This is a genomic window from Burkholderia sp. R-40 (assembly GCF_049942845.1).
GTDB classification, from domain to species: domain Bacteria; phylum Pseudomonadota; class Gammaproteobacteria; order Burkholderiales; family Burkholderiaceae; genus Burkholderia; species Burkholderia ambifaria.
In genome coordinates this window covers 1412288-1432763 of record NZ_CP187968.1, presented here as the reverse complement: position 1 = coordinate 1432763, position 20476 = coordinate 1412288, and the positions used below count along the sequence as shown (strand labels likewise).

The 20476-nt window shown below is 66.1% G+C and carries 19 protein-coding genes; 10 read left to right on the top strand and 9 right to left on the bottom strand.

Annotation, left to right across the window (positions count from 1 at the left end):
• Window positions 1–15: 15 nt before the first annotated feature.
• The 4 genes from ACP26O_RS22810 to ACP26O_RS22795 form a co-directional block, all read right to left on the bottom strand.
• On the bottom strand, window positions 16–4065 hold the full coding sequence (locus ACP26O_RS22810) for a TOMM system kinase/cyclase fusion protein (RefSeq protein ID WP_175664360.1): 4050 nt from the start codon (window positions 4063–4065) through the stop codon (window positions 16–18).
• Window positions 4062–5063: an FHA domain-containing protein gene (locus tag ACP26O_RS22805; RefSeq protein WP_175664359.1), complete on the bottom strand. Its 1002-nt coding sequence runs from the start codon at window positions 5061–5063 to the stop codon at window positions 4062–4064. Before ACP26O_RS22805 ends, ACP26O_RS22810 begins: the two co-directional genes overlap by 4 nt.
• Window positions 5064–5767: 704 nt before the next feature.
• Window positions 5768–5920 (bottom strand): PAAR domain-containing protein, encoded by a 153-nt coding sequence (locus tag ACP26O_RS22800; RefSeq protein WP_244098105.1) that lies wholly within the window; start codon window positions 5918–5920, stop codon window positions 5768–5770.
• 19 nt (window positions 5921–5939) lie between these two features.
• The gene (locus tag ACP26O_RS22795; RefSeq protein ID WP_244098992.1) at window positions 5940–7505 is read right to left on the bottom strand and encodes a type VI lipase adapter Tla3 domain-containing protein; all 1566 of its coding nucleotides are present in this window, start codon (window positions 7503–7505) and stop codon (window positions 5940–5942) included.
• Window positions 7506–7513: 8 nt separating this feature from the next.
• Here ACP26O_RS22795 and ACP26O_RS22790 point away from each other — a divergent pair, with 8 nt between their 5' ends.
• From ACP26O_RS22790 to ACP26O_RS22775, 4 genes are all read left to right on the top strand, one after another.
• The gene (locus ACP26O_RS22790; protein WP_244098140.1) at window positions 7514–7687 is read left to right on the top strand and encodes a helix-turn-helix domain-containing protein; all 174 of its coding nucleotides are present in this window, start codon (window positions 7514–7516) and stop codon (window positions 7685–7687) included.
• Between the two features lie 57 nt (window positions 7688–7744).
• Entirely contained in the window at window positions 7745–8458 is a 714-nt protein-coding gene (locus ACP26O_RS22785) for a PadR family transcriptional regulator (protein WP_175664358.1), read from the top strand.
• A gap of 35 nt (window positions 8459–8493) precedes the next feature.
• Window positions 8494–9318, top strand: coding sequence for a siderophore-interacting protein (locus ACP26O_RS22780; protein ID WP_175664357.1), 825 nt, complete (start codon window positions 8494–8496; stop codon window positions 9316–9318).
• Between the two features lie 117 nt (window positions 9319–9435).
• Complete coding sequence (locus ACP26O_RS22775; RefSeq protein WP_175664492.1) at window positions 9436–9660, top strand: hypothetical protein; 225 nt, start codon at window positions 9436–9438, stop codon at window positions 9658–9660.
• Window positions 9661–9699: 39 nt separating this feature from the next.
• Here ACP26O_RS22775 and ACP26O_RS22770 read toward each other — a convergent pair whose 3' ends face one another.
• Window positions 9700–10281 (bottom strand): undecaprenyl-diphosphatase, encoded by a 582-nt coding sequence (locus tag ACP26O_RS22770; RefSeq protein WP_175664356.1) that lies wholly within the window; start codon window positions 10279–10281, stop codon window positions 9700–9702.
• 444 nt (window positions 10282–10725) lie between these two features.
• Between ACP26O_RS22770 and ACP26O_RS22765 the strand changes: the two genes are divergently transcribed.
• From ACP26O_RS22765 to ACP26O_RS22750, 4 genes are all read left to right on the top strand, one after another.
• Entirely contained in the window at window positions 10726–11466 is a 741-nt protein-coding gene (locus ACP26O_RS22765) for an acetoacetate decarboxylase (protein ID WP_011659919.1), read from the top strand.
• Between the two features lie 51 nt (window positions 11467–11517).
• Window positions 11518–12303, top strand: a complete 786-nt coding sequence (locus tag ACP26O_RS22760; protein ID WP_006480179.1) for a 3-hydroxybutyrate dehydrogenase — start codon at window positions 11518–11520, stop codon at window positions 12301–12303.
• Between the two features lie 130 nt (window positions 12304–12433).
• Window positions 12434–13651: a patatin-like phospholipase family protein gene (locus tag ACP26O_RS22755; protein WP_175664355.1), complete on the top strand. Its 1218-nt coding sequence runs from the start codon at window positions 12434–12436 to the stop codon at window positions 13649–13651.
• Window positions 13652–13711: 60 nt separating this feature from the next.
• Window positions 13712–14176, top strand: a complete 465-nt coding sequence (locus ACP26O_RS22750; RefSeq protein WP_126226308.1) for a hypothetical protein — start codon at window positions 13712–13714, stop codon at window positions 14174–14176.
• Between the two features lie 156 nt (window positions 14177–14332).
• Here ACP26O_RS22750 and ACP26O_RS22745 read toward each other — a convergent pair whose 3' ends face one another.
• On the bottom strand, window positions 14333–15217 hold the full coding sequence (locus ACP26O_RS22745; RefSeq protein WP_175664354.1) for a LysR family transcriptional regulator: 885 nt from the start codon (window positions 15215–15217) through the stop codon (window positions 14333–14335).
• Between the two features lie 119 nt (window positions 15218–15336).
• Between ACP26O_RS22745 and argC the strand changes: the two genes are divergently transcribed.
• The gene (argC, locus tag ACP26O_RS22740) at window positions 15337–16284 is read left to right on the top strand and encodes an N-acetyl-gamma-glutamyl-phosphate reductase (RefSeq protein ID WP_175664353.1); all 948 of its coding nucleotides are present in this window, start codon (window positions 15337–15339) and stop codon (window positions 16282–16284) included.
• A gap of 154 nt (window positions 16285–16438) precedes the next feature.
• Here the strand turns inward: argC and ACP26O_RS22735 are convergent, their stop codons facing one another.
• Complete coding sequence (locus tag ACP26O_RS22735; protein WP_175664352.1) at window positions 16439–17362, bottom strand: LysR substrate-binding domain-containing protein; 924 nt, start codon at window positions 17360–17362, stop codon at window positions 16439–16441.
• Between the two features lie 117 nt (window positions 17363–17479).
• Between ACP26O_RS22735 and ACP26O_RS22730 the strand changes: the two genes are divergently transcribed.
• Complete coding sequence (locus tag ACP26O_RS22730) at window positions 17480–18565, top strand: tartrate dehydrogenase (RefSeq protein ID WP_175664351.1); 1086 nt, start codon at window positions 17480–17482, stop codon at window positions 18563–18565.
• Window positions 18566–19063: 498 nt separating this feature from the next.
• On the opposite strand, the gene ACP26O_RS22725 is transcribed toward ACP26O_RS22730, so the two are convergent.
• Both ACP26O_RS22725 and ACP26O_RS22720 read right to left on the bottom strand, forming a co-directional pair.
• Window positions 19064–19543, bottom strand: a complete 480-nt coding sequence (locus tag ACP26O_RS22725; protein ID WP_126226303.1) for a DUF1348 family protein — start codon at window positions 19541–19543, stop codon at window positions 19064–19066.
• A 55-nt stretch (window positions 19544–19598) separates the two neighbouring features.
• Complete coding sequence (locus ACP26O_RS22720) at window positions 19599–20213, bottom strand: TetR/AcrR family transcriptional regulator (RefSeq protein ID WP_175664350.1); 615 nt, start codon at window positions 20211–20213, stop codon at window positions 19599–19601.
• Window positions 20214–20476 lie beyond the last annotated feature (263 nt).

Sequence of the window (20476 nt, the reverse complement as noted above, 5' to 3'; positions counted from 1 at the left end):
GACGAATGGAACTGCTTACGGCAACGACTGCAACGTGGCTTCGGCGAGCCTGGCGATGCGGCCCATGCCCGCCGTCGTTGCAATTTCGACTGCGCGCCGGCACGCGTCCAGCGCGGCCACGCCGCCGCAACGCGGATCGGCCCGGCGCAGATACTCGCACTCCTTCAGCAACAGCTGGGCTTCGTAATACCGTTCCCCGGTCGACTCGCACCATGCGAGGCATTGCCGGATCTGCGCGAGCGCGGCGTCGTAGTCGCCGCGCGCGGCATCCAGCTCGGCAAGCAGCGACGCGTAGTAGGTCAGCCCGAGCAGGCCGCCCGACTGCCGCTGCGCATCGAGATGCGCGACGACGCCCGCGCGATCCTCCTGCGTCCACGCATGAATGATCGCGGCGTAGTGCCCGACCGCGCGCAGCCGGTGCGCCTCCGACAGGCGAAGCAGCGCTGCCGACAACGATCGCGCCGCGTCGCGATCGCCCGCGAGCTGATACGTGCGTGCGAGGTACAGCATCGTGACGCCGAGCGTCGGCAGATGGTCGAGGCAGGTCGCGCAATACACGGCTTCGCGCGCCATCGCGAGCGAGGCCTGCGGGTCGTCGTCCATGCACCAGCGCACGCTCGCGAGCGATGCCATCGTCCATGCGCGCGTATCGAGCCCCAGGATGCGCCGGTGGCCCGCGTCTCGGCGCACGTCATAGCCGGCCAGCACCGCGTCGAACGCGGCGCGGGCGCGCGCATAGTGGCCGTCGACCCACAGGCTCATGCCGCGCATCGCGTCCGCCGCGACCTGAACGCCGGCATCGCCGCGCTCGGTCGCGAGCGCGTCGAGCCGCAGGCCGATCCCGCGCACGGTGGGACGATCGCCCGCGACGTGGTAGTAGGTCGACAGCGTCCATAACGCGCTGATCTCGAGTTCCGGATCGTCGAGCGTCTGCATTTGCCGCAGCAACTGCTCCGCATGCTCGCGCACCTGCGGATCCGCCCAGCCGAAGCGCGCCATCGTCGCGTGCGTCAACGTGGCGCGAAGGCGCGCACTGTCATGCTCGCGCTGCGCGTAGTCTGCCGTGCCGAGCCATTCGAACACGGTCTGCCCGTAGCGGATCGCGTCGTCGTACCGCGAACGTTCGAGCGCGCGGCGCGCCGCATCGATGCCGTGGGCGACCGCCTCCGCCCAAGCGCCTGCGCGCGCGAAGTGCCCGGCGACGCCGAACGCATGCGCACCGGCGCCGCGATCGGCTTGCGCGACCAGCGCACGGCCGACGCGCGCGTGATTGCCGCGCCGCACCGCCGGCGGCATCGATTCATACGCGGCATCGCGAATCAGCGCATGGCGGAACGAATAGAACACGCGATCGCGCCGATGCTGCGCATACACGATCCGCTCTTCGAGCAGCAGCCGCAAATGCGCGTCGAGCGTGCCGCGATCGTGCGGCGATGCGTCGGCGAGCAGTTGCGCATCCACCGCGAGCCCGATGGTCGCGGCGAGCTGCGCGGTGTCGCGCGCGCCGTCGATCCGGTCGAATGCAAGACCGAGCATGCCGCCCAGACTGAGCGGAAGCGGATAAGGGTCGGTTGCCCCCGGGGCCGCGGGCGAGCCGTCCGCGCCGCTCATCGTCAACTCGCGCGCGACGGCCTCGATAAACAGCGGGATACCCGCCGTGCGATCGGCAAGCTGGTCGAGCCACGCCGGATCGAACGCGCCCTCGCCCAGATGCGCCGACAGCAGGCGCTGCGCGTCGTCGCGCGGCAGGCGGCGCAGCACCACGCGGTCGGTCGCGCCGCGCCAGCGCGCGAGCTTGTCGGGGCGCGACGTGAGCACGATGCACAGGGCCGCCGCGCGCGGCGAGCGCTGCAGATACGCGAGAAAGTCCTCGGTCGAGCGATCGATCCATTGAACGTCCTCGATCACGAGCAAGACCGGCGCGCCGTTGCCGAGCGACACGATCAGTTGCTCGAGGACATCGAACAACGCGTGCTGCTCGCGCACGCTCGACCACAGGAGCCCCTTCGCGTCGCAGGGCAGCCCCAGCCAGGTCGCGAGCGCGAGCCGGGCGGCTGCATGATCGCAATCGAGCGGCGCGATCATCGCGTCGATCGCCGCGAGCGCGGTGGCGGGCGGGCTGTCGGCATCGATATGCCAATGCGCGCCGATGAACCGCAGGACCGGAAACAGCGCGTGGTTCTCCCGCTCGGGCAGGCACCCGCAATGCGCGAACGCGTGGCCCCGGTCCCGGACCGCCTCGCACAGCGCGTGCACGAGCCGCGACTTGCCGAGCCCAGCCTCGCCGACGACGAGCCGCGGCACACCGTGCGGCGCCGGCTCGCCGCGCATCGCGCGACGATGGCGCTCTTGCGTTTCCCGCCACGCGTGCAGCAGCGCGTCGAGCTCGCGCGCGCGGCCGACCATCGGCGCACGCATGCCGGCGTCGAGCGAATCGAACGGCGTATCGGCGTGCCGCTCGCCGAGCAACTCGTGAACCGGCTGCGGCACGAGGCCCGCCCGCGCCAGCCGCAACGCGGTCGGCCGGAAATCGGCATGCCGTTCGAGCGCGAGCCGCGCATCGTCGCTGATCAGAATCTGTCCGGGCCCGGCCAGCCGCAGCAGCCGCGACGCCGCGGCGGGCGTCGAGCCGCCCGACATGTGCGACGCATGCGCGAGCGCCTGGCCGACGTGAATCGCGGCCGCCACTTCGACCCGCCAGCTGTCTCCTGCCCCGGCAACGCGGCCGCCGGCCGCCGCCGGCACCGGCAGCCGCGCGCGCCCGGCTACCCGCACGATGTCGAGCGCCGCACGCACCGCGCGGCGCTCGGGTCGGTCGATATCGCCTTGCAGGCCGAAATGGAACAGCAGCGTGTCGCCGAGCCGTCCGCCTGCGTGCGCGCCGTAACCGACCGCGATATCGGCGCACTTCGTCAGCCACTGTTCCTCGTAGCTGTCCAGCGCATTGCCGTGCTCGGTGCCGGCATGGCGTTGCCGCCCCTCTCCGGCGATCGTCACGCAACAGCACAGCGTGGTGATCTGTCGGAACTCGCCGAGCGCGGCGATCGTCTCGCCATGCGGTGCAAGCGGGCGCGGAGGCATCGACCGGCCCGCGCGACCGGCATCGAACTGGCCGACGAGCGCGGCGAAGTTGAGCGCGCGAAACTGCACCGCGAGCGCGTCGGCCGACGCGGCGCGCTGCTGCGGATTCTTGTTCAGTGCATGGCGCAGTACCGCGCCGAGCGGATGCGACGCGATCGATGGCGGGAGCGCGACATCCACGGGGCTCAGCTGCTGATAGAGGATGTCGGCCACGCTCGCGCCTTGCATGACGACATCGCCCGTCAGGCATTCGATCACGATCAGGCCCCACGCATAAAGATCGCTTGCGGGTGTCGGCGGCTCGTTGCGCAATTGCTCCGGCGCGCAATAGGGCGGCGAGCCGAGCACCTCGGTCGCCAGCGTCGCGGTGTCGCGCGAGATGTCTTCCGTACCGGGCAGCAACGCACCGATGCCGAAATCGAGGAGCTTCGCGTGCGGCCCGTCATCGGCCATCGTGATCACGATGTTCTGCGGCTTCAGATCCCGATGTACGATGCCGCGCCGATGGGCCGCCGCGAGCGCGTCGAGCACCTCCGTCATCAGCCGCCCCGTGTCGACGGCCGACAGCGGCCCTTGCGCCGCGAGCCGGTCGCGCACGGTCCTGCCCTGCACCAGTTCGAATACCGCGAACAGGCGCCCGTCGGGCGCTTCCCCCTGGTCCAGCAGGGCCACGATGTTCGAATGCCGCAGCGCCTCGCACAGGCTCGTCTCGCGCCGGAAGCGCGCACGCCGGTGCGCACGCTCCGCCGCGCTGAGCGCGGCATCGTCCCGCATCAGCTTGATCGCGACATCTTGCCCCGTCTCGTCGCAGATCGCGCGAAACACCACGCCGTTGCCGCCTTCGCCGAGCAGCGCGCCGAGCCGGTAATGCCATTTGCCGGCAAGCGCCGCGAATGGCGCGGCATGCTCGCGCGGCGCAGCGGCGTCCGGCCCGGTCGGCGGACGAGATGCGGTCGGCAATACGGCCGGTTCTCGCGCGTTCACGGGCAATGGACAACCGGGGCCGGCGCCGCACGCTGCACGCCGATACGCGGCCCGACGGCCGGCACCGACTGGCATTCGAGGTGGTCGCCGCGCATGACGCGGAATGCAAAATCGCCGAAACGGACGCTGCCGCGCCGGCGCTCGACGAGCTGGCGCGTGCCCAGCCCGGGCAAGGCCGCGAACTGGCTCCGCGCGCGGTGAATCTGCACGTTGACATGGGACGTATCGGTGCCGAGCATGCGTGCCAGCCGGTCGAGTTCGATCCATCCTTGCGTGGCGGCGTCGTAGCCGGCCTGCATGTCGGCCGCGCGTGCGCGGGCGAGCGTGACGAGGCTGTAGTGATGGGCGCGCTCGCCCAGGTCGACCACGCCGCCGCGGACATGCAGCAGCATGTGCACATGCTCCTCGTTCCGGCTGACGAAGAATTCGAGCAATTGCGTCGGCGCGGCCGGATCGGCGGGTGCGGCGAGCATCACCGTCGAGCCGTGGCGCACGAGTGCGAGGCGCCACGCGAAGTCGCCGGTCGACACTTCATCGCCGTCGTGGAGCGCGCGCGGCGGCAACGTGTCGTCGCACAGCCATTCGCCGGCCGGCGAACGGACGATCGTGACCGGCTGCGCGGCCGGGGCCGGCAGGATCTGGCGCGGTGCGAGCACGATCGGGGCCGCGGCGCCTCGTATCGGCCATAGCGTATCGGCCGGATCGTCGAGCGTATCGACACGCCAGGGTGCAATGCCAGCCCTGCCGAAGCGGATCACGTCGCCTCGCTGCAGCACCGCGTGCTCGCCGTCGCGCAACACCACGCCCGATACCGACGTGCCGTTGCTGCTGTGATCGTGGAGCTCCCAGAGCCCGCCGACCCAGCGGATATGGGCATGGACACGCGACACCGAGCCATCCCGGATGACCGTGTCGCAGCGCGCGTCGTCGCGGCCGAACACGTGATACGCGCGGAGCAGGCATGCTTCTCCGGAAGAATCATTCTTGAGTATCGCCATGGCTGCCCCGTGTCGGATTCGCCCGGATCGCCCGCTCGCGTGACGCATCGACGCCACCAGACAAGCGATTGATTCAATGATCGCGAACGGTGCAGGCCGTTCGCCGCCTCTTTACCTGGTCAGCTTCCTTTCCAATCGTTGCCCGGCGCGCCGCGCGTTATTTCGGTAAATTGAATGGTCGAGCGATTTGTTGTTTTAAAGCCGGACAACCTGATGAAAATCCTGCCAAATTAAATCACGCATCGCAACCGGAATACCCGGCGCGTGGGCTTTATATTGCAATGGTTCACATTTCGACGAATTTTCAGGGTCGCAAATAAAGGGTCGAAATTCTTCATCGTCGCGCAAATGACCGTCGGGACAAGCGCTGCAACGGTATGACGTCATTGAATTACGAGGTGGATTCGACGACCTTTGCTATCGCGGACAATTTGTTTGATCGGGCGATAATTAAATTAAATAATTTCTGAAATTTAAACAATGGTTGCCGGTGTTTTTTATAATTGATATTGATTAATTTATTCATAAATCCTGTCGCACCACTCGGAATGTTTCGGGAGATCAGCGGCAAGCGCTGGCGTCACGGTCGATTAATTGAATGATCGCAACACCGGCTCCGATGCCGCACCGCGGCGAACGGCCGTGATCATCAACCAGATCACGCCGCTCGACACGCGTCGATCGCGTGTCTATACGTACATCGCCTATCGCTTAGCCTTGCCGGCCGCGGTGCTGCGCGCGCTGTCGTGCAAGCGTGCAATCGCGCGCCCGTTGATTCGCGAGTTCGGCGCCCCGGACACAACGCGTCCGCCGTGGCTGTGCACATCGCCTTCGATGATGTATCGCTTTTGACCCATAACGTGTCGATCCGGTCCGTCAGAAATCCCAGCTGAACGTCTGCGGATGCGCCTGCCGCGACGCGGCGTCCGGCGGCGCCAGCATGACGATCGTGGCATGCAGCGGATCCCGCAGGTTGATCAATGCGCTCGTCTTGCCGTCGCCATAGCCCATCATCAGCGCCAGCGCGGTCTGGACCCAGATCGAGCTCGTTCCGGTGTCGCCGCCGATACGGCGTTGCATGTCGAATGCGTCTTTCGGATCGTCAATATCGACATGCTGCGGGTTGTCGTGCAGCGACTGCACCAGCAACGCGAGATTGGCGGTCGAGGTGCCGGTGTCGTAGAACATCCGTCCCGGCTGCTCGCCGGGCGCAAGCGTGCCTACTGCCTGCTGCCAGCCGGCGCGGATCTTTTCGATTCGCTCGCCCTTCTTCAACGGCGTCCCGTGCCCGTTGCTCAAATCGACTCGCACCGGCCGATGCAGATTTGCCAGGACCGGCCATCTGTCGTATTCCTTCAACTGCCAGGTGGTCCAAGGAACTGGCACCCACGGGTTCGGCTTGAAGCCGTCCGGCATCTTCAGCGACGCGGTATTCGAGAACTCGGGGAGCTTCGTCTGCCAATAATCCACCGGCATCTCCTTTGCACCCTTCTTCCAGTAGGCCTTCTGAAGCTGCCAGAAATAATTCCACAGCTTGATCACGTCATATTGAGTCTGGGTGTTGTCGATTGCCTCTGGTGCGTCCACCAGATATGGACGAATCAGTCGGTCAACGCGATCCTTTCTCGTCACGAGCAACGCAACGTAACTGTCCGGATTCTTTGGTACGAAGTTTCCATCTTTTGTGGACAAACCCAGGTAATCGGCGCCCAGAGTACCCAAATAGGATCGCGTGTTGATTCCATCCTCAACCAGCAACACCACTGCCGGCAAGTCCGGCTCGCGGTCAAAAATATCAAACGCTCTAGAGACAACATCGTCCCCGTGCGCGGTGTGTATTTCATCGAGTCTCGTATAAAGGGTATTACCAATCCCCGCCCCGTTATCCGCACTGCTGATGTGGGTTGCCATGCGGTCCGCATCCGGATCACTCTCGTTTCGCGGCGGCCCGGCCACTATCACGGGAATCGGCCAATAATCGACCCATCCGCGCAACGTATAGCCGAAAACGTTGTTCTCGCGCTTATGTCCCGCAAAGCTTCGATCACTACTCGACCACGGATATTGTTTGGGATCTTGCAGAAGCAACGTTCCGTTGGGCCCTGCCTCGTCCAGCCGCATCAATAGCGCACGCTGGCGAAACCGGTCAACGGCGACGCCAAAGCGTCGTATCTCCAATGTGAACCGTGCGTCCCGGTATCCGTCCCCTGCAACGACAGCTTCATTTGCGTTGGAGGGACGAGCAGCAGCCGGCGTGTCTCGAGGCGGCGAGTCTCTACGCAACGAGGCACCATAGGCGATGCCGACGCCTGCCGCCAACAATAGCGGCGGCAAGATCAACAGCGACAAGCGTCGATACATTGCAATATTCCCTCCCAAAAATCCCTCCCTTCTAACAACAAATTCAAAGACTGCAATCCATAAGAGAGTCAGGATTGTCATTGGTCGGAGTGTCACCTGCAACAGTAAGCCAATGGCGTTCTGGGATCCAAGCGCCGGAGAGGGACACCTTAGAACGGTTGGCGAACGTCGTAAATGTGGCTCGTGAGTGGTTCACGCGGGCACCTTCTGCAAGAGTGTCTCCGCCCGGAGCGTGCTCTACCCGCCCCAATAATTCGCCTTGACACCCTATCTTTCGATATATATCTTTAGATATGTTTTTCGACATATAGGACACGATCATGCGACACAACCCCTCCCGCGGCCATGCCCGATGCGACGGTCATGGTGCGCATGCCGGCCCTGACTGGTTCGCCGGCCTCTGGCACGCGATCGGCCGCCATCGCCGCAGCCACGACCCGTTTGGCGGCGGCGGCCCATTCGGTGGCCGTGGCGGACGCGGCGGCTTTGGCGATTTCGGCGACGACGGCATGCCGCGCGGCCGCCAGTTCAGCTCCGACGATCTCCAGTTGCTGCTGCTCGCCCTCGTCGCCGAGCAGCCGAGCCACGGCTACGAGCTGATCAAGGCGCTCGACACGCGCTCGAACGGCTTCTACAGCCCGAGCCCCGGCATGGTGTATCCGGCGCTCACGTATCTCGAGGAAGTCGGCTTCGTCGCGTCGCAGGCCGAAGGCAATCGCAAGCGCTATGCGCTGACCGATGCCGGCCGCGCGCATCTCGACGCGCAGCGCGAACGCGTCGACACGCTGTTCGCGCGCCTCACGCACCTCGCGCGCAAGATGGAATTCATGCGCCGCGCGTTCGCCGGCGAATCGGCGGCCACCGACGCACCGGACGATGCACAGCCCGGCTGGCTTCCGGAGTTCGTCGAAGCGCGTCTCGCGCTCAAGCGGGCGCTGCTGCACAAGAGCGCTGCCGACGCCGACGAACAACGGCGCATTGCGGCGATCATGCGCCGCGCGACGGCCGAAATCGAAGGCGGCACCGGCGCGTAATCCGCGCCGCCCCGTCAAAACCTAAGGAGAACGGATTGATTCAGAACACATCCGAGCGCACCGTGACCCGCGTGCGCCATACCCTCAAGTTTCGCCTGCTGCAGGTCGTGCGCGTGCACGCGGTGACGCCGCATCTGCTGCGCGTCACGCTCGGCGGCCCCGACCTCGCTGATTTCGAATCGTCGTCGTTCGACGACCACGTGAAGGTGTTTTTCCCGCCGCCCGGCGCCGAGCGGCCCGCGATGCCGACGCTCGGCGCGAACGGCCCCGAGTTTCCCGAGGGCGAACCGAAGCCGGTCGCGCGCGACTTCACGCCGCGCCGCTTCGACCGCGCCGCCTGCGAACTCGATCTCGAATTCGTGCTGAACCATCCGGGCCCCGCATCGCAGTGGGCGGCGCAGGCTCGCGTCGGCCAATGGCTCGGCATCGGCGGCCCGCGCGGTTCGTTCGTGGTCCCGATCGATTTCGACTGGCATCTGCTGATCGGCGACGATACGGCGCTGCCGGCGATCGCACGGCGTCTCGAGCAATTGCCGGCCGGCGCCCGGGCGGCGGTCGTGCTGGAAGTCGCGGATCGCACCGCGCAGATCGCGTTCGATACGCGCGCCGACGTGCATGAAATCTGGCGCTTTCGCGCCGAAGCCGACGCAGCGGACGGCGACGCGCTGCTGACTGCGGTGCGCGAGCTGCCGCTGCCGTCCTCCGGCGATGGTTATGTCTGGGCGGCGGGTGAAGCGCAGTCGATGCGCGCGGTGCGCCTGCACCTGACCGGCGAGCGCGGCATCGACAAGTCGCGCATCCGCGCGGCGGCGTACTGGAAGCGCGGCGCGGCGGCCGTGCACGAAACGCTGGAAGACTGACGCGAACGGGCGCCCGCGCATCGGCGGGCTTGGCATCGGCGGGGCGGCTGGTATATATCTATGTCTGCGACGCCGCTGTCGGGCGACAGCCGCCGCAGCCCCCAGGAGCGCCCGCTCATGACAAGAGAAAGCCACGCTTCGCCTTTCCTTCGCAACCTGAAGATCGCCGGCTATTGCGGCCTGGCGGCCGTCGTGCTCGCGCTGTTCGTCGCGATGTGCGCGATCCTGAAGGAAAACTCTCTCGAACGCGACGCCGCCCAGCACCCGGGCGAAACGCCCGAACTGCATGAAGCAGACGGCAGCACGTCGGCAGCGACCGAATCGGCCAAGACGCCCGGTTGACGGCGCCCGGCCCGCACTTCTCCCGCTTGATTCTCCCGCTCAGGGCGCGCGCTCGCGCCCCATCATCACCGCATGCACCACGTCTCCGATCCGTTCGAGCAGCTCGACCACGCGTTGCCCATACAGGTGCGCGGTCAGCGCGCCGGCCGTGCCGACCAGCACGCCGCCGGCCATGTCGAACGGCCAGTGCACGCCCGCATACACGCGACCCCATGCAATCGCGACGGCCATCGCGGCCATCACGAACCCGGTCAGCCGCGTGCTGCCGCCGAGCATCATGCCGACGGCGAGACTCCACGCGAACGTCATGTGATCGCTCGGAAACGAGCTATCCGGCACATGCGGAATCAGTTGCGTGCCGACGCCGGCCATGAACGGCCGCGGCGAGAACCAGAAATGCCCGAGGACCTGAGCGAGCGCCAGCGCCACGCAGGTGCCGACACCGGCTTCGATCGCCTGGCGCCGCGTCGGGCGCTCGCCGAAGATCCAGGTGAGCAGCAGCATCGCAGGCAGCGCATAGACGAGCCAGTCGGCGGCGAAGATCGCGAGACGGGCCACGCCAGGGTGCGGCGCGGCGCCGGCATTGATGGCGGAAAACAGGGTGAGATTGAGGTTCTGCATGAATGCGGTTGCGTGGGGCGTAATGATGGACCGGGAGTGCCGGTCGGAGGCGAACGATGCTAGGGCGCACCCGCTTAAGCGTTGCTTAATGCGTCGGGCCGGGTAAGGAGGCCCGGCCAGTGCGCCGCGCGCGAACGCACTTAGAGCTCGCGCTGCAACACAAGTTCACACAATTGTCACATCTCCGCGCGACCGTCTCCCGTAGAAGCTCACCAACCATCCCGTAAAACCTCACCTTTTTCGCATCGTGGCTTCATTGATGCGTATGAATATCGAGTCACCGGCCGCCATCCGCGCTGTTTGTGCCGCTTGTCTCAATATTTAGGCGGCAAATGAATCGAAATCGGCAACAATTAATTCCATATGCGGCATCGCACAACGGCGACGCACAGGCATACGATTACGACCAATCATCCACGAAGCGATCAACAACAAGGAGTCCGCATGAAAATCAGCGATGTCCGATCGAAAGCGTTTGCGATGCCGTTGACGAGCCCCGCTTTCCCGATGGGGCCGTACCGTTTCGTCGATCGTGAGTTTCTGATCATCACGTATCGCACCGATCCTGACCGCCTGCGTGAGATTGTCCCCGAGCCGCTGCAGATCACCGAGCCGCTCGTCCATTACGAATTCATTCGCATGGCCGATTCGACCGGCTTCGGCGACTATACCGAAAGCGGCCAGGTGATTCCGGTCGAATACAACGGCCAGGCCGGCGGCTACACGCTCGCGATGTATCTCGACGATCACCCGCCGATCGCCGGCGGCCGTGAGCTGTGGGGCTTCCCGAAGAAGCTCGCGTCGCCCACGCTGCACGTGAACACCGATCACATCCTGGGCACGCTCGACTACGGCAAGGTGCGCGTCGCGACCGGCACGATGGGCTACAAGCACAAGGACCTCGACATCGAAGAGCAGGCGAAACGCCTCGCCGGCCCGAACTTCCTGTTGAAGATCATCCCGCACGTCGACGGCACCGCCCGCGTGTGCGAACTGGTGCGCTACTACATGCAGGACATCAAGATGAAGGGCGCATGGACGGGCCCCGCGTCGCTCGAGCTGGCACCGCACGCACTTGCGCCGGTGGCCGACCTGCCGGTGCTCGAGATCGTCGAAGCGCGCCACATCGTCGCGGATTTGACGCTCGGCCTCGGCGAAGTCGTCTACGATTACCTGGCTCAATAACACGTCCGCAGTCCTTTCTCCCTGTCAATCCTTTCACCACGGGAATTCGAAATGAGCAACCTGAATGGCAAAACCGCAGTCGTCACGGGCGCCGCAAGCGGCATCGGCAAGGAAATCGCACTGGAGCTCGCCAAGGCAGGCGCGGCCGTCGCGATCGCCGACCTGAACCAGGACGGCGCGAACGCGGTTGCCGACGAGATCAACAAGGCAGGCGGCAAGGCGATCGGCGTCGCGATGGACGTGACCAACGAGGATGCCGTGAACAGCGGCATCGACAAGGTCGCCGAAGCGTTCGGCTCGGTCGACATCCTCGTGTCGAACGCCGGCATCCAGATCGTCAATCCGATCGAGAACTATTCGTTCTCCGACTGGAAGAAGATGCAGGCTATCCACGTCGACGGCGCGTTCCTGACGACGAAGGCCGCGCTCAAGCACATGTACAAGGATGATCGCGGCGGCGTCGTGATCTACATGGGTTCGGTGCACTCGCACGAAGCGTCGCCGCTGAAGTCGGCCTACGTGACGGCCAAGCACGGCCTGCTCGGCCTCGCGCGCGTGCTGGCGAAGGAAGGCGCGAAGCACAACGTGCGCTCGCACGTCGTGTGTCCGGGCTTCGTGCGCACGCCGCTGGTCGACAAGCAGATTCCGGAGCAGGCGAAGGAGCTCGGCATCAGCGAAGAGGAAGTGATCAAGAAGGTGATGCTCGGCAATACGGTCGACGGCGTGTTCACGACGGTGCAGGACGTCGCGCAGACGGTGCTGTTCCTGTCGGCGTTCCCGAGCGCCGCGCTCACGGGGCAGTCGTTCATCGTCAGCCACGGCTGGTTCATGCAGTAATGTCTTCGCCTCCCCGACGGGAGGCGATTCCCGCACCACCGCCCATTCTCAAGACTCACGATGGCGTGCCGTCGATCGACGTCACGCCTTCCGTGTCCGCCATCCACGGCGGCATTTCTCGGAGCAACTGATGAAACCGCACGCGCGTACAGAAAAGCAGGCCGTCGATGCGGCGGACCTGCAACACGAGGCCGGCGCACCGGCCGCTGCGCGGTCGCTGCCGTACGAAACGATCGCGCTCGTCCTGCAAGGCGGCGGCGCGCTCGGCGCGTATCAGGCCGGCGTGTTCGAAGGGCTGCACGAAGCGAACGTTCCGCTCGACTGGATCGCAGGCATCTCGATCGGCGCGCTGAACACCGCGCTGATCGCCGGCAATGCGCCCGAACATCGCGTCGAGCGGCTGCGCGAATTCTGGGAAACGATCTGCCAGCCGGCGTTCTTTCCCGCGATGCCGGCCGCGTTCGAATTCGCCCTGTTCAACAGCATCGACCAGATCCGCACGTTCTTCACCGCGTCGCAGGCCGCGAGCGCGATGATGCAGGGCCAGCAGGGCTTCTTCGTGCCGCGTTTCCCGCCGCCGATGCCGGGCGTGTCCGATCATCCGGAAAAGATCAGCTGGTACGACACGTCGGCGCTGCGCGCGACGCTGCTGAAGCTGTGCGATTTCGACCGGATCAACTCGGGCGAAACGCGCGTGTCGGTCGGCGCGGTCAACGTCGGCACCGGCAACTTCGTGTACTTCGACAACTCGCGCATTCGCCTCACGCCCGAGCACTTCATGGCATCCGGCGCGCTGCCGCCCGCGTTCCCGCCCGTCGAGATCGACGGCGAGTACTACTGGGACGGCGGCGTCGTGTCGAACACGCCGCTGATGGAAGTGCTGCGCGCGCGCCCGCGCCGCGACACGCTCGCGTTCCAGGTCGATCTGTGGAGCGCACGCGGGCCGCTGCCGCGCACGATGGCCGATGTCGCGGAACGCACGAAGGACGTGCAGTATTCGAGCCGCACGCGCTTCGTCACCGACACGCTGCAGCGCGAACAGCGCTATCGCAACGTGCTGCGCCACGTGCTCGAGCAGGTGCCGGAAGAGCAGCGCAAGAACGACCCGTGGTGCGTCGAGGCTGAAGCGATGTCGAGCGGGAAGAAGTACAACATCCAGCACCTGATCTATCAGCAGAAGGCGTACGAGCACCACTACAAGGACTATCAGTTCGGTCTGTCGACGATGCGTGACCACTGGTCCGCCGGTCTCGACGACATCCGCAAGACGCTCGCGGTGAAGGACGGCCTCGCGCTGCCCGTCAACGACGCGGGCTTCGTCACGCACGACATTCACCGCCGCCGGTGATGCCGTGTGCGGCGGACCGGCGCGCTGCGTGCGCCGGTCCGTCCTCTTTTCCGATTCGACATGCCGATTTTCATTGCGCTGTTCGCGCTCATCGCCATTGGATGGGGCGCGGTTCACCTGTTTCACGTCATCGCCGCGCAGTTCGGCCAGCCGGTCGCGATCGCGGCCGCCGTGCTCGCCGGCGCCATCCTGATCGCGCTGATCGCGTGGTGGATCAAACGCCGCCGCGACATCGCGCCGAACACGAAAGAACAAGGCTGGACCCACATCGTGCATCGCGCATGGGGCGAGGTGCGCGTGTCCGCGTCGCAGGGGCTGCTGTGGCTGTCGCAAGACGGCGCGGACGGCCGCTATACGCTGTCGCAGCTCGACGGCTGCGAGGCCGCGCCGATCGACGGCCGCTGGCATCTGGTCGTGCGCGTGCGCGACGCGGTGCGCGGCGAATGGAAGCTGCCGATGATGGACAAGCGCGATGCGCGGCGCTGGGCGCGCGTGCTGATGCTCGCGAGGGACAACCGGCTGTAACGGGGCTGCGCCGGGTGCTGGTGCTGGTGCTGGCGTTGGCACCAGCCGGCCCGCATGCGGCCACACCGGGCGACCGGCTGAAGCGTTCGACCTCGCGCATGCCGCGTCCGTTCGAGTCGCCACCGCGGCATGCGTCCTGACCGGCGGCGCGATTCCCTATCGCGCGCCGAGCGCCCACAACGCGTCGAGCACGTGCTGTGTCGAGCGCTCGACCGGGCCGACCCGATGCGCGATACCCAGTTCACGCCACAACGCCGGCCGCAGCGGCCGCATGACGACGCGTGCGTCGGGCGGCGGGGCGCCCGCCTCGTGCGGCAGCAGCGTCGCGCCGTAACCCGCGGCGACCAGGCTCTTGATCGCATCGTTGTAGTTGAGTTCGATGCGCGGCTCGGGCCGGTGGCCACCGAGCGCGAACCATTCCGTCGTGAGCCGCGACAGGCGGGTGGTCGCGTCGTTGAGAATCAGCGGACGCGTGGCCAGATAGGCCGGCGTCACACGCGCCGGAAGCCGCCAGTCCGCGGGCAGGAAGGCCAGCACCGGATCGCGCCGCCACGCGCGGATCGACAGCCCAGCGACCGCCGGCTGCGGCAGCGCGACCAGCCCGACGTCGAGCGTGCCCTGCGCGATGCGCGCCAGCGTGTCTTGCGACGTGAGCACCGCGATCTGCACGTCGATATCCGGATGCCGCTCGCGCAACCGCGCCACCGCCTGCGGCAACAGATGGGCGATCGCGCCGGTCGATGCGCCGAGGCGCACGCGACCGGTCAGCCCCTGCACTTGCCGCTCCACGTCGTCGAGTGTCGACTCGACCTCGGCCAGCAGACGCCGCGCCCGCTCCACCAGCACCGCACCGATGGTCGACGGCCGCACGTTGCCGCGCGTGCGCGACAGCAACGGCGCGCCGATGCGGCTTTCGAGTTCGGCGACATGAAGACTGACCGTCGGCGGCGCCAGATGAAGCAGTTGCGCGGCGGCCACGAAGGATCCCTGGTCGGCGATCGCGACCAGCGTACGCAATCGGTCCAGACTGATCTCGCGCATGCGCCTCCTCTCGTTCAGGAAAACTGAATCCCGCAATCAGTAAATTCAACTTTTCCTATTCTAGGCGTTCGGTGGACGATACGGCTTTCCCGATGCCCGAAACGAGGAACGCGACCATCATGAGCCTCCCCATTGTCTACATCGACGGCGACCGAGGTACGACCGGATTGCAGATCCACGAGCGCCTGCGGGATCGCACCGACCTGCGGCTCGTCACGCTGCCGGATGCCGAACGCAAGGACCCCGCACGACGCGCCGAAGCCATCAACGCATCCGATATCGCGATTCTGTGCCTGCCCGACGCCGCGGCGCGCGAAGCGGTCGGCTTCATCCGGAATCCGGCGGTACGCGTGATCGACGCGAGTTCGGCCCATCGCACCGAACCGGATTGGGTCTACGGTTTTCCCGAGATGGTCGATGGACACGCGCAGACAATCGCGCACGCGCGGCGCGTCACCAATCCGGGCTGCTATCCGACCGGCGCGGTCGGTCTCCTTCGGCCGCTGCAACAGGCGGGCCTGCTGCCGCGCGATTACCCGGTGAGCATCCACGCGGTATCCGGTTACTCGGGCGGCGGGCGGGCCGCCGTCGACGCGTTCGAATCGAACGGCGCCGCACGCGCGCAACCGCTTCAGGTCTACGGCCTCGCGCTCGCGCACAAGCATGTGCCCGAGATCCAGCTGCATGCCGGGCTCGCGCATCGTCCGCTGTTCGTGCCGGCTTACGGCGCCTATCGGCAGGGCATCGTGCTGACCGTGCCGCTCGAGCTGCGCCTGCTCCCGGCCGGCGTGACCGGTGAGGCGCTGCACGCGTGCCTCGCGCACCATTACGCCGGCGCGCGCCACGTCGAGGTCACGCCGCTCGCCGACACGCGCGCGATCACGCATCTCGACCCGCAAGCGCTGAACGGGTCGAACGACCTGCGGCTCAGCGTGTTCGTCAATGCCGAGCACGGTCAGGTGCTGCTGGCCGCCGTGTTCGACAATCTCGGCAAAGGGGCGTCCGGCGCGGCCGTGCAGAATCTCGACTTGATGCTCGGTGTGGCGAGCGTGATGAAAGCGGCATAAGCCGCGCGCGGGCACCATCGTCGGTCGGGCCGACGCATCGCGATCACCGATGTGCCGGTATGGACACAGCGGCTCGCGACGCGCCTGCATGCCGTAAACAGACGCTTGCCGATGCGCTGCACATGCCCCCGTAAAAGCTCACCTTTGGCCGATTTCAGCCCGCATCGTCGCTCGCCGCGGCATTCAACCCGGCGAGCGCCTCCACCAGAAAATCGACGCACACGCGCACTTTCGCCGACGCCGCGACGCGTTCCGGATACACGGCCCAGATGTTCGCCGGCTGAATCGCGTCCGGCAGCACGCGACAGAGCTCGCCGCGCTCGATCAGCGGCGCCGCTTCCCAGATCGAACGCAGCACGATCCCGCGTCCGGCCAGCGCCCACTGCACGGCCACCTCGCCGTGGTTCGTCGACAGCGCGCCGCCGACCTTCACCGTTGCCGTTTCCCCACGCACGTTCAACCGCCAGACGCCGAACGGATGGTCGCGCTCCTTGATTGCGAGACAGTCGTGCGACGTGAGATCCGCGAGCGTGCGCGGCGTGCCGCGCCGAGCGAGATAGTCGGGCGACGCGCACAGCACGCGATGGTTGGTGGCGAGGCGGCGCGCGATCAGGTGATCGGCGATCTCGTCGCCGATACGCACGTCGAGGTCGTAGCCTTCGCCCGCGACGTCGACGAGCCGGTCGAACAGATCGAGCCGCACGTTGAGCTGCGGATAGCGCGCGGAGAAGTCGAGCAGCGCCGGCGCGACGACATGGCGGCCGAAGCCGAAGCTGCTCGAGATGCGCAGCGTGCCGCGCGGCACCGTGCGCGTGGTCGACACATCCTCGACGAGATGATCGACGTCGTCGAGAATCTTCTCGGCACGCGCGAACACGCGCTCGCCGGCTTCCGTGACCGTCACGCGGCGCGTCGAGCGATGCAGCAGGCGCGTGCCCAGCTGCGCCTCGAGCAGCGCGATGCGCTTGCTCACATACGCGGGCGACACCGCGAGCTGCTCGGCGGCCGCGCTGAAGCTCGTCAGGCGGACGACCAGGCTGAATACGCGCAGGTCGTCGAGATTCGGCGATTTGTTCACGATTCGTGTAAAGTCGATTAACCTTTCACGTGATTCTAATCTGATTGGAAATAAATAAAATGGCGTCATGTTCCGCCGCGCACGCTGCCGGCGGCCCGACCAGCCAAGGAGGCTTGCATGAGCGACAGGACGTACAGGATTGCCGTCATCCCCGGTGACGGCATCGGCCGTGAAGTGATGCCCGAGGGCCTGCGCGCGCTCGACGCCGTGACTGCGCGCTTCGGCATCCGCTTCCAGTTCGAGCAGATCGAATGGGCAAGCTGCGATTACTACGCGCAGCACGGCAAGATGATGCCGGACGACTGGAAGGCGCAGCTGTCGGGCATGGACGCGATCCTGTTCGGCGCGGTCGGCTGGCCCGCGACGGTGCCCGATCACATTTCGCTCTGGGGTTCGCTGCTGAAGTTCCGCCGCGAGTTCGACCAGTACATCAACCTGAGGCCCGCGCGCCTGTTCGACGGCGTCCCGTCGCCGCTGGCCGGCCGCAAGGCGGGCGACATCGATTTCATGATCGTGCGCGAGAACACCGAGGGCGAATATTCGTCCGTCGGCGGCACGATGTTCGAAGGCACCGAGCGCGAAGTGGTCATGCAGCAGTCGATCTTCACGCGCCACGGCACCGAGCGCGTGCTGAAGTTCGCGTTCGAGCTCGCCCAGCGCCGCGCGAAGCGGCTGACCGTCGCGACGAAGAGCAACGGCATCGCGATCAGCATGCCGTGGTGGGACGCGCGTGCAGCCGAAATGGGTGAGCGTTATCCCGAGATCGCCGTGGACAAGCAGCACATCGACATCCTGTGTGCGCGCTTCGTGCTGCAGCCCGACCGCTTCGACGTCGTCGTCGCGTCGAACCTGTTCGGCGACATCCTTTCCGACCTCGGGCCGGCCTGTACGGGCACGATCGGCATCGCGCCGTCGGCGAACCTCAACCCCGATCGCACCTTTCCGTCATTGTTCGAACCGGTGCACGGCTCCGCGCCGGACATCACGGGCCAGTACATCGCGAACCCGATTGCCATGATCTGGTCGGCGGCGCTGATGCTCGACTTCGTCGGTAACGGCGCCGGGCGCGAGCGCGAAGCGCACGACGCGATCGTCGCGGCGATCGAGGACGTGCTGCGCGCCGGGCCGCGCACGCGCGATCTGGGCGGCCAGGCCGGAACGCAGGAAGTCGGCGAGGCGATCGCGGCGCGCATCGCCGGCTGACGGAACGATGTGAAGGGTGCGCGAGGTGGTCGATGGATGTCGTGTTCGAGGGTGAGCAACACGACTGACTGCCGCGCACCTTTGTCTATTTCGATGTGCGCGTTTGCATTCATGCGTACGCGCGTGCGTGTGTGTCGTTGTTGATTTCAAATCGGTGAGTTGCATCGCGCATCGATGCACACTGGTTCAATCTCACGGTGCATTTTGCGAAGATGCCGTGGATACCGCGTTCGAATCACGTGCGGTTCGCGTGCGCTCGGCAACCGATCACGCACGTTGATGCGCGCGCGTTACTTCCATCGGCGCATTCGCGCCGTTTCCTGAGACGATTGATCGGTGAGATGCAGAGCGTGAAGAGTCACACCGTTCCGCACAGAATGCTCCATCTCCCGTAAACACTCACCTCAACAAGCGGCTCCCGTATTTCCTCACCTTTGAGTATGCGTGGACGTTCTCGCTGCGTGATCGAGCACGTCCACGCGTCGTCATCGTGCCGCGTCACAGCCCGAGATCGGACAGGCCGGGATGATCGTCCGGACGGCGGCCGAGCGGCCAGTGGTACAGGCGATCCGCTTCTCGAATCGGCAGGTCGTTGATGCTCGCGTGGCGATGCGCCATCAATCCGTTTTCGTCAAACTCCCAGTTCTCGTTCCCGTATGAGCGGAACCAGTTGCCCGCGTCGTCATGCCATTCGTATGCGAATCGCACCGCGATGCGATTTCCCCCGAACGCCCACAGCTCCTTGATCAATCGGTAGTCGAGCTCGCGCGTCCATTTCCGCTGCAGCAGACCGACGATCTCGTCACGGCCGGTCACGAACTCCGCGCGATTGCGCCACTGGCTCTGCGGCGTATAGGCGAGCGAGACGCGCTGCGGGTCGCGCGTGTTCCACGCATCTTCGGCGGCGCGCACTTTCTGGCGCGCCGTGTCGAGCGTGAACGGCGGAACGGGGGGACGAACTTCCGGAGAAGCGGACATGGAATGCTCCTGTTCAAGGTTCTGGCTGCGCACGAACGCAGCCGCTTGGGACGCACTACTTCGACGCTCGAGACACCGTATCGAGCAAGAGTTCTGCCGTTGCGCGCGCATCGCGCGCGGCGGTCGCATCGCCGCTGACGAGCGCCACGCCGATCGCGCCGTCGATCAGCACCAGCCACTGACGCGCGACGCGGGCCAGTCCGCGACGCTCGATCCCGGCGTCGTCGGCATACGCGCCGAACCGCTCGCCCACGAACGCCAGCAGCCGCGCCTTGTGCATACGCGCGACCACGCGCACCGGATCGTCGGCGTCGGCAATCTCGCCGGATGCGTTCAGGAACGCGCAGCCGTGAAAATCGGGTTGCGCAAACCAGTCGCGCAGCACATCGAACATGCCGAGCAAGTGCGCGCGCGGCGACTTGCCGCGCGAGAGCGTTGCATCGACGAACCAGCGCATCCAGCGTTCGTCACGGCGCTCGAGCGCGGCGACGACCAGCGCCTCCTTCGATTCGAAATGCGAATAGAAGCTCTTTCGCGCTGCGCCGGACCGCTTCACGATCGCATCGACACCCGTGGCGTGGATGCCGCCCAAGTAGATCAGCGCTTCGGCCGCGTCGAGCAGCCGGTCGCGAACGGCCGGTTCGCCGGAGAGGTCATCATGTGTGTTCATGGATTTACGGTAGAACGATCGTTCTCCCTCGTCAACAACCGTGTGGAATGGCCCTGGCGGTGGGAGGGGTGAACGCCGCGTGGTTCCGATCGCGGCTGGCGGCTGGCGGTCGGTCGTCGCGTCGAGCCTGCCGTTCGAACCGCGATGGTCGAACGGTGAAGGGATCGAATAGCGGGCAGCACACCGATCGATGTCGATCGGCTGCTGAAGGGTGAGTTCGCACGTCATTGATCGCCTCACGCATCGAGGCTGCAGCGTGATTG